At 38.4% G+C, this 9,529-nt stretch carries 7 protein-coding genes; 4 read left to right on the top strand and 3 right to left on the bottom strand.

The genetic code is table 11. The features are described 5' to 3' along the window. The first annotated feature begins 405 nt into the window (after positions 1-405). The 4 genes from AC1DVK_RS18320 to AC1DVK_RS18305 all read left to right on the top strand — a co-directional run bounded on the left by AC1DVK_RS18320 (position 406) and on the right by AC1DVK_RS18305 (position 6,442). Positions 406-1,407, top strand: a complete 1,002-nt coding sequence (locus AC1DVK_RS18320; protein WP_477627083.1) for a cation diffusion facilitator family transporter — start codon at positions 406-408, stop codon at positions 1,405-1,407. Positions 1,408-1,675: 268 nt separating this feature from the next. Further along, complete coding sequence (locus AC1DVK_RS18315) at positions 1,676-2,425, top strand: Cof-type HAD-IIB family hydrolase (protein ID WP_477627082.1); 750 nt, start codon at positions 1,676-1,678, stop codon at positions 2,423-2,425. Between the two features lie 202 nt (positions 2,426-2,627). Further along, a complete protein-coding gene (locus AC1DVK_RS18310; RefSeq protein ID WP_477627081.1) occupies positions 2,628-3,626 on the top strand; it encodes an NAD(P)H-dependent flavin oxidoreductase in 999 nt (332 codons plus the stop codon). Positions 3,627-4,048: 422 nt separating this feature from the next. Beyond that, on the top strand, positions 4,049-6,442 hold the full coding sequence (locus AC1DVK_RS18305) for a YhgE/Pip family protein (RefSeq protein WP_477627080.1): 2,394 nt from the start codon (positions 4,049-4,051) through the stop codon (positions 6,440-6,442). 206 nt (positions 6,443-6,648) lie between these two features. On the opposite strand, the gene AC1DVK_RS18300 is transcribed toward AC1DVK_RS18305, so the two are convergent. From AC1DVK_RS18300 to AC1DVK_RS18290, 3 genes are all read right to left on the bottom strand, one after another. Next, the gene (locus AC1DVK_RS18300; RefSeq protein ID WP_284470595.1) at positions 6,649-7,248 is read right to left on the bottom strand and encodes an exonuclease domain-containing protein; all 600 of its coding nucleotides are present in this window, start codon (positions 7,246-7,248) and stop codon (positions 6,649-6,651) included. A gap of 330 nt (positions 7,249-7,578) precedes the next feature. Beyond that, the gene (locus AC1DVK_RS18295; protein WP_477627079.1) at positions 7,579-8,460 is read right to left on the bottom strand and encodes a tetratricopeptide repeat protein; all 882 of its coding nucleotides are present in this window, start codon (positions 8,458-8,460) and stop codon (positions 7,579-7,581) included. 323 nt (positions 8,461-8,783) lie between these two features. After that, positions 8,784-9,410 carry a CAP domain-containing protein gene (locus tag AC1DVK_RS18290; protein WP_061463426.1) on the bottom strand — a complete coding sequence of 209 codons (627 nt, stop codon included), beginning with the start codon at positions 9,408-9,410 and terminating at the stop codon, positions 8,784-8,786. Positions 9,411-9,529 lie beyond the last annotated feature (119 nt).

Below are 9,529 nucleotides of genomic sequence, written 5' to 3'. Positions count from 1 at the left end.
ACATCATAAATGGCCATATGAGGACTAAAAACCATAGACGTTTGTTTTTGAATCATCGTACTCACCCACATAAATTTATTACCTTGATTATAAAACAAAAAAAGGTAGATTTCCTCAGAATAAACTGAGAAAATCTACCTCTATTGGCCCGGAAGGGACTTTTTCAGTGCCCTCAGCCGCTGCTGACTCCCTTTTTTGTATGCATATCTCATTGCATTATCAGTTTCAAATAGGTTTTTGTGTTCTGGAATATATTCGTGTGTGGTAGGTACAACATGTAAACACCAAAGTAATGCCAGATCATTTTCCATTCGTATCGTTCGGGTTTTTCCCTTTTGTGGTTTCATATATTCCAGTGTTGGGGATAATACATTAAGATAATTGAAAAGATGGGGGGGCATTTATTTGAAAGAGTTATTTCAGTTATTAAAACAGGGTAATAAATCGGCGTTCATTGCTGCCTGTGTGAATAGTATCGTCGCTGTACTTAAGGGGATTGCTTATTTCATGACAGGGAATGTCGCTATGTTTGCTGAAACATTACATACTTTGGGTGATGCTGCGAATCAGTTTTTCGTCTTCATTGGTTCAGCACTAAGTAAAAAGTCACCAACTGATAGATTCCCCGATGGCTTTGGGCGTTTAGTAAACCTCGTATTATTAGGTGCGGTATTGGTTGTCGGGATCATGTCTTATGAAACGATTAAAGAAGGGTTCCATCACATATTCCACCCTGTAGAATCAACTGGAATCATTATTAATTTGTCCATCCTTTCCTTAGCGGTTGTGTTGGAATCATATGTTTTATTTAAAGCTATGAAAGAAGTGTTGCATGAGACTGGAATTGAAGCAAAAGGAGCAGCCGTCATCTTTAAGAGTTTTAATGGTTTAAAACGGGCAAAACCAGCTACGAAATTAGTATTCATGGAAGATATGGTGGCAACTGGGGGTGGGGTGCTTGCGATAATTGCCATTTTATTGGCAAACTTCACGCCCTTCATTCAAGCGGAAGGTGTCGCTTCTGTCATGATTGGTCTCGGTATGTTCTATGTAGTTGGAAGGGTGTTCCTTGACAATGCTGCGGGTGCTCTAGGGGAAGCGGATATAGAAATGCGTCAAAAGATTGGAACTTTGGTAATGGGTGACCCAGATGTAAGAGATATACAGAAACTGGCAGTATTAAAAGAAGGGGAAGACTTTCATGTAGAACTTGAAGTGGAACTCGATCCCAATATTTCAATTGCCCAGGCTGATGACATTAAAGACCGGCTATTTGATGAGATATTCAAGGAAAGAGGTGTAACGGATGTCATTATAGAATTTGATGAAAATGATGGTGTCCCAAAATGGGAAGGTCAGATTGAAAAGGAATCGAATGAAATGGAAAAGGAAAAGGAAAGGGAGTAGCAGGTGATTGACTGGTAAAATATAAAGTGTCGGATTAGGATATATATGATTGATTAGTATCAGTGGAACCTGATGAAAAAGGTCACAAAAATTTTTGTGACCTTTTTCAAATCCAAAAACATCAAGGTCTGATATCTCAATTTGAAAATGGAGAAATCACAACCTTCCTTCAAAGGAATCTCTGTTCAATTCTTCACGTTCTTTCCTTACGTAAGCAAAATAAGCTATCATGGACTTAGATACATAAAGAAGGATTAAGAAAGGGTGAATGAGAATGAAGAAACCAGATATTAAATTAGTTGCACTTGACATGGATGGCACGCTTCTGAATATCGCAGGAGCGATTTCTGAAGAAAACCGGAGAGCGATTAAAGAAGCTGAAAATCAAGGGGTTTTTGTTGTATTGAGCACAGGAAGATCCTATGCGACATGCAGCGATTTCGCAAAGTCAATGGAACTCCGCTCATACCTCATAACGGTAAACGGAAGTGAAATTTACGATAATCAAGGAAAACTGGTGGAAAGAAATACCGTTGATAGTGAGTCCATACAATGGATGTGGGAATTAAGCCAAAAACATGGCACACATTTCTGGGCGATAAGTTGCGATAATATTTACAGGGCTGAAATGCCTGAAAAAATCCATGATTCGCAATGGCTTAAATTCGGTTTTGATACAAATGATGAAGCCACCCGCCAAATCATCATGGATGAACTGGTATCAAAAGGAAACTTTGAAATAAGCAATTCAAGTCCAACGAATATTGAAGTGAATGCCATGGGCGTCAATAAAGCGAAAGCTATAGAGCTTGTTTGTTCATTGCTCGATATTACTATGAATAATGTTATGGCGGTAGGAGACAGCCTTAATGACCTTGCCATGATTTCTGAAGCAAAAGTGGGAGTTGCAATGGGTAATGCCCAAGAAATTGTGAAAGAAAAAGCAGATTGGGTTACAGCAACAAATGAAGAAGACGGTGTGGCCAAAGCCATTCGTAAATGGGTGCTTTCAAACTAATCGAAACGGTATATGGGACGTTTTTGAACTGCCCCATAAATGTTAGACACAAACTAACATTTATGGAGTTTTTTTATTGAAATGGCCTGAACGATATGAAAAATAGCTCTGAATTAATTTCTTGAAAATTGTGTATTTTAGAAGTAAGATAATCTAGTAGTGTTATATTTTGGTAATGTATTAAAAATGGGAGGTTTCATAGATGAGAAGAAGTTTGCCTGAACATTGGTGGAATCAATTATCTTTACCAGTTATCTCAGCACCCATGTTTTTAATATCTGGTCCTGAGTTAGTGAAAGAATGCTGTTTAAATGGGGTGATTGGCTCATTTCCAGCGCCAAATGCGCGGCCGATAGAGGTACTGGATCAATGGATGGGTGACATAAACGACACACTGATTGCTACAAGGGCTAAAAAACCAGACAGCAAGATTGCTCCATGGGCAATGAATATGGTTGTCCACCGTACATATAGCCGTCTTGAAGAAGAGCTGGAACTGGTCAAAAAGCATCAGCCTCCCGTCATCATTACATCATTAGGCTCACCAAAACACGTAGTGGATGTCGTACATAGTTATGGTGGTTTGGTCTTTTCAGATGTAAGCAGTGTGGAATTTGCAAAAAAAGCAGCTGAGTCAGGTGTGGACGGATTGATCTTAGTTGCTTCTGGAGCCGGTGGTCATGCGGGTGAGATAAATAGTTTTGCTTTCGTTGACAGCGTAAGGACATTCTGGGACGGAATCATTTTGCTTGCCGGGTCCATTAGTACTGGTCACAGTATCTTGGCAGCTCAGGCTGCGGGAGCAGATCTTGCTTATATGGGTACACGTTTTATCGTGGCAAAAGAGAGCAGGGCAAATGATGAATATCGTGAAATGCTTGTCGATTCTGATCATGATGACATTATCTTGACTGATGCATTTTCCGGCGTTAATTGTAATATGCTGAAACCGAGCATAAGAAAGGAAGGCATGGACCCAGATCAATTAGCAAAAAAAGATAAGGTCGATTTTGACAGCATGTCCAAGTCATCTGAGTCTAAAGCGTGGCGGGATATTTGGTCGGCAGGTCATGGTGTAGGGGCTATAAAAAAAATAGATACCGCTGCCGGCATCATCAAACAATTAGAAAGAGAGTATCATGAATCTTTAGAGACATTGACCGGGCATGCGGAAAAATTAAAAGGCATTATATCCAAGTGATATGAAAGCGCTTCAATAATTATGCAAATATAGTTTATTTTCACGTGAAAAAGGGTATCCATAAGGGATGCCCTTTTTTGCATGATAACAGGGCTGATTTTTTCAGCTGATGATAAAAGCCTCTTCTCTTAAAAAAATACCATGAAAATAGAATGTACTGAGAAAAATAGTAAAAAGGATATAAGACAGTGAAAAAAATATTGATAAAAGAATATATAAGTGTTATATTATTTTCGTGATAATGACCGAATGAACAAAATAGTCATTAGTTGTTTTGAAAGTTATATATATTAATGGTGAAGATAAAATCATTAAATATATATTGCAGAAGCAAATGATTTAATTAAGTATTCTTCAATCCATTTATCACTGAAATAGATAAATTAAACGGCATATTCGTCGTAAAGGAGGAATTGTTAGGCGTGTTAAAATCTTTTAAGGGTGAATTTTTAGCCATACTAAAACACCCTATGATACTCATTTCTATAATAGGGATCATAATGGTCCCCTTATTATACAGCGGTACGTTTCTTTGGGCATTTTGGGATCCATATGGTAAGGTGGACCAATTGCCTGTTGCCATTGTCAATATGGATGAGGGAGCCGAGTTCAATGATTCGGAACTGACAATAGGAAAAGATTTAGTCAAAGAGTTAAAGGAGAAAAAGGATTTCGATTGGCATTTCGTCAGTCAAAAAGAAGCCAATGAAGGTCTGGAAAATCAAGATTATTACATGAAAATAGAAATCCCGAAAAACTTTTCGAAAAATGCAACGACCTTACAGGAGGACAATCCGCAAAAACTTGATTTAATTTACACGTCTAATGAAGGGTTCAACTATATATCTACTAAAATAGGTGACGCAGCTTCAGAGAGAATCAAAGGGGAAGTTTCGTCTGCCGTAACGAAAACCTATGCGGAGTCAATGTTTGACAATTTGAACGAAGTGGCTGACGGACTCAAAAGTGCCAGTGATGGAGCTGGAGAATTGAAAGATGGAACAGATACAGTGAAGAACGGAACAAGCGAACTTGGTGATGGGATTAACTCAGCTAAAGAAGGTTCCAAAAAAGTGGATGAAGGGATTGATTCCGTTCATTCAGGTTCCGTCGAGATCCATGAAAACCTGGAAAAACTAGCTGAAAAATCATTGACCTTTTCGAATGGGGTCGGTTCGGCAGCTGCAGGATCAAAAGAGCTCAATCAAGGGTTACAACAGTTTAGCTCAGGTGTTGGACAAATGAAAGATGGACAATCCGAGCTTTTGCAAGGTGCCAAGAAATCTGAAGCGGGAACCGGTGAATTGGCTTCTGGACTGCAACAGTCACTAGAGGGCTTCAATCAAATAGAAGAAAAGCTGCCCGCTTTGACAGAGGGGGCAAATGGCGTAGCTGCAGGTGCTGATCAGCTGTCAGGTGCATTATCTGAATGGAGTGCAGCATCGAGCGAAGCGAAAGCGAGGGCATCTGAAGTCTCAGCAGGTTTGGAAGAAGTTATTTCCGGATTGAAACAACAATCAGATGCTACGGATGATCCAGCCGAGAAAGCGCGTTTGGATGGAGTGGTTGCTTCTCTATCCCGCATCAGTGAAGGTAGTAAAGGTGTTTCTGAAGGAGTGGGAAAACTATCAGCCAGTGCATCTGATATTGCAAAAGGCTCAAACAGTCTTAGTGATGGCGCAAATCAGGTAGGTGAAGGCACAAATGCGCTAAGCGGTGGTTTTACTCAATTGAAGCAAGCTCAGGATAAACTCGCTAATGGAGCGAATGAACTGAAAAATGGTCAAGGTCAATTGGTATCTGGATTGACAACTTTTGGCGCCAGTATAGATTCAGCACAGAGTGGGCTTGGACAGTTAACCAAAGGCAGCAATAACTTGGTAAGCGGCCTTGATCAGCTTGAAGATGGCTCAAAGCAATTATCAAGTGGAACCTCACAGCTTTCGGAAGGCTCGAAAGGTCTTGTTACAGGAACGGATAAGTTGAAAGAAGGTTCATCCAGCCTTACTAGTGGTATGGGAGAACTTGCTAATGGGGCCATTAAGTTACAAGATGGAATCGCTAAACTTTCAGATGGATCTGAAGAATTACATGACGAATTGAAGGATGGGGCAAACGAAGCTGGCAACATAAAATCGAATGAAGAAGTATATGACATGTTTGCAAGCCCAGTTAAACTGGATAAATTGCCAATTAATAATGTACCGAACTATGGCACTAGTTTTGCACCATATTTAATTTCATTGAGTTTATTTATCGGGGCAATCGTCCTGACAATCATTTTCCCGTTAAGAGATCCTGCTGTTAAGCCTGGAAGTGGATTTAGCTGGTTTATTAGTAAATACAGCGTCATGGCTGTCATAGGAATCTGTCAAGCCATATTGGTTGACTCGATTTTAATTTTAGGACTTGGAATTCATGTTACGAGCCTGCCGCTATTTTTTGCAGTAAGCATTCTTGCTAGCTGCACATTCATGGCTATCATTCAGTTCTTAGGTTCAGCCTTTGATAATCCTGGCCGGTTCATAGCATTATTAATTTTGATTCTTCAACTGACCAGCAGTGGCGGAACATTCCCAAATGAATTGGTTCCTGGCTTCCTGCAAGGATTCACACCATTCTTACCGATGACTTATTCTATTAATGCTTTTCGGGCAGTCATCTCAACAGGAGATTATAGCTTCATGTGGCATAATCTTAGCATATTGGCCATATTCCTTGTTGTAGCATTAATATTATCACTCATTTACTTTATTTACCGGTATAAAAAATTGAATGGTGCATTAGATGAAAAACAGAAAGAGGCAACAGTATAACAATGAAAAAACAGCGACCCATCATGGGTCGCTGTTTTTTCATTAATATCCTGATAATATTTGCCAAGCGCTTCCAACAAATGCGTGAAAAAAGCCCCCGTTAATCACACCCGTAAATATGCTGCTGCTCCCATGGAAAGGGAAATATGTAAAAAAACGTTTAAAGTGACAAAACCATGTTAATCACTTGTACATGTTGTTAACAGCTATACCCTTGTCTTTTGAGAAGCAGGTGCATATTTCTTCATCGGATTTTTAGCAATGACATCTTTTAAATAAGGAAGACCTGAAGGACCCGGTTTCCTCATAAGTTCCATTAGGTAAGAAATATCATCTAAAGCCCTGTGTGTTTGGAAATTGGTAATATTATGTGCCTGCAGTAATGTTAAGAGTTTACTATTCTCAAACCCATATTGCTTCCAAGGAACATTCCGCATCGTACAGAACCACTTTTGATCATTGATTTCCGGATACATTTGGTAGAGAAAACTTCTATCGAAAGAAGCATTATGTGCGAAAATCGAATCAGTGCGGGCAATGAAGGATTTAATTTTTTCATCGTGAAAACTTTTTCCTTCCACGGTGCTATATGGAATTCCATGAATCCTGTATGCTTGATCATAATTCATTCTTGCTTGATAGGAGAGAGGCTCCCTTAAAAATGATTCTTGATCAATAAGATTAATAATTTCCCCGGTTTCGCTGTTATAGGTAAACAGTATAAGGGCAAGCTCGATAATTTCATCAGAAGAGGGACGTAAACCAGTTGTTTCTACGTCTAGCACTAAACCTATTCTATTAGACAATTTTTTTTCCTCCAGTTGGGTTACATTCATCTATTATAGCTGACATAGGATAGCGATTGGAAGTGTGATGCATTGTTTTTAGGTCATTTTGAATGGCCCTTTCAGAATGACCTAAAAACAATTAGGCATTACCAAAAATCACTTGGTAAGTGAAGGGTTTCAGAATGAGGTGCATGGTACATGCTGGTTGGGACGAGGATAACATTAAACCTATATGTTTTGGTAAAGACGAGGTTGTATAACATAGTTTAAAGAGATTTCCCTTCGAATCGAACTATTTTATAAAAGATAGAGATTCACAGCAATCTCTATCTTTTTATTAGTTGAAGTTCACAAGCATTGTAAAATGATTTCCAATTCATGGTCGACGATTTGTATAGTCTCTTCTTTTTTTTGAAGTCTGAAAATGCTCTTGGATTTATTTATATATTGCAGTCCTTCGTCAGGCTGCTGAAGATGAATCAGATTCTTACCAGTTAAAAGATGGAGTTCTGCATATAAATATAATGATTCTGTCGAATTGCAAATGTTGATCCCTTTAAGGGTATAATTTAGCGATTCTTGATAGTAATGAAGTTCAGACAAAGTCAGTGCTAATCCATGAATGATCTTCACGACAATTGTACCTTCTTGATTCACATGGGGAATATTCTCGATGAATTCCAGTGCTTCATTGAAGATGGTGATGGCCTCTTCATAATTTTTTGTTTTAAAATGGATAATTCCAATACTATTTAAAACTTCTATCTCCTGTTGATGAAAAATGACACGTTTACCCATTGTAATCTGAATGGCCTCATTCAATAAGTCTATAGCCTTTTGTTTGTCATTGTACAAATAAAAAAAAGATATACCTTCATGCCATTTCAAGAATTGATAAAAAGATATTGATTTTTCCGGTGCCGTTGCCATTTCTTTTTGGACTATTTCATAGATTGCTTCAAAATTACGTGTACGTTTATATTTGTTTATCAATAGTTTAATGGTTTCTATGTAATTATATATTGGTTCATTTTTGGTAGTGAAGAAATACGGCAGGTCAACTTTAAGTTTATCCGCAAAAAGTGMCAATTCATCAATTGTTGGAGAAGTGATGCTCCTTTCATAATCTAACAGGGTATTAGGTTCACATATATCCTTTGCCAGTTCTTCTCTTGTAAGATTTTGTTTGATTCTTAACTCGTTGATAACAGAGCCAACCTCTATTTTCATTGCAATTGCCCCTTTATACCTATGTCTAGAATTCTATTTTAACATAATTTTATTTTTATCAGTAAAATAATTGAAAAATAGTATGATATAACTACTTTAAGTATTTTTCCTGTATATCCGCCCAACAAAAAAATAATGACGTTCGGTTTTTTTATTGAAGCTATCAAACTGCATGACATCTTTTCGATTTAAGTGGGAAAGGTCACTCTATCTTATTGTCAGAGAATTAATATTAATTCATGATAACGGATGAGGGGAAGCCCTAGATTTGGAATTGGAAATAGGTTAAAAAAAGAGGCGGCAATCTGCCACCTCTTACGATCTCAATTCCCAATGAATTGCTGAGTCCAATAGTGGGTGTATTTCCCTCCTGTCGCATGCCCAATTCCAATATGGGTATAGTTCTTGTTCAGGATGTTTGCCTTGTGTCCAGGGCTGTTCATCCAAGATTTCATGACAGCATCCGCACTAGGTTGACCTGCTGCGATATTTTCCCCTGCGTATTTGTAGCCGATCCCAAAGGATTTCATCATATCGAAGGGCGATCCGTAATTTGGGCTTGTATGATTGAAATAATTATTATCACGCATATCTTCAGATTTCATATTTGCAATGTTGGAAACGGCGGTATCCATTTCAAGGGAAGGGAGGCCCGACTTTGAACGTTCTTCGTTAACTAACCTAAGAACCTGCTGTTCAACTGACTGACCTTTTTCTTGATTAGTTGTGTGGATGGTTGAAGGAAGATTTATGATTTGTCCGATTTGAATTTGATTTGAATTGTTTATAGCCGTGTTCGTCTTAAGTAATTCGGAAAGGCTGACTTCATATTCAGACGCAATTTTCGTTAGGGTATCCCCTTTTGCAACCTCGTAAGTATTGGCTCCCTGAGCAACTGTTGGAGATAATAGGGATAGGGATAGTGCTGATAAAAGGATGATTTTCTTCATTTTGTTTCCTCCTAGTAGAATATCTGGATTGGAAGTCTAGTATCCTATAAAAATTGTTGTATGTAAAATTAGGTCATGCCCATTCTTTATTGAAATGGGCAGAAGGTAGCGAATGGGAG

This window comes from Peribacillus sp. P4_B1, assembly GCF_056402395.1.
This window is presented reverse-complemented; position numbering and strand designations above follow the sequence as displayed.